Annotated in this window: 1 protein-coding gene; it reads left to right on the top strand. The window is 58.3% G+C overall.

Annotation, left to right across the window (positions count from 1 at the left end; translation table 11 throughout):
* Positions 1-182: 182 nt before the first annotated feature.
* Positions 183-515 carry a head decoration protein gene (locus tag DS742_RS28485; RefSeq protein ID WP_001297109.1) on the top strand — a complete coding sequence of 111 codons (333 nt, stop codon included), beginning with the start codon at positions 183-185 and terminating at the stop codon, positions 513-515.
* Positions 516-587 lie beyond the last annotated feature (72 nt).

Here is a 587-nt window from a genome sequence, read left to right as displayed (position 1 = left end):
CCCCCGGTATGACCGTGAAAACGGCCCGCCGCATTCTGGCCGCAGCACCACAGAGTGCACAGGCGCGCAGTGACACTGCGCTGGATCGTCTGATGCAGGGGGCACCGGCACCGCTGGCTGCAGGTAACCCGGCATCTGATGCCGTTAACGATTTGCTGAACACACCAGTGTAAGGGATGTTTATGACGAGCAAAGAAACCTTTACCCATTACCAGCCGCAGGGCAACAGTGACCCGGCTCATACCGCAACCGCGCCCGGCGGATTGAGTGCGAAAGCGCCTGCAATGACCCCGCTGATGCTGGACACCTCCAGCCGTAAGCTGGTTGCGTGGGATGGCACCACCGACGGTGCTGCCGTTGGCATTCTTGCGGTTGCTGCTGACCAGACCAGCACCACGCTGACGTTCTACAAGTCCGGCACGTTCCGTTATGAGGATGTGCTCTGGCCGGAGGCTGCCAGCGACGAGACGAAAAAACGGACCGCGTTTGCCGGAACGGCAATCAGCATCGTTTAACTTTACCCTTCATCACTAAAGGCCGCCTGTGCGGCTTTTTTTACGGGATTTTTTTATGTCGATGTACACAAC

This window comes from Lacrimispora amygdalina, assembly GCF_003432035.1.
GTDB lineage: Bacteria > Bacillota > Clostridia > Lachnospirales > Lachnospiraceae > Lacrimispora > Lacrimispora amygdalina.
The sequence above is the reverse complement of the archived record's forward strand: the minus strand, read 5'-3'. Positions and strand labels throughout refer to the sequence as shown.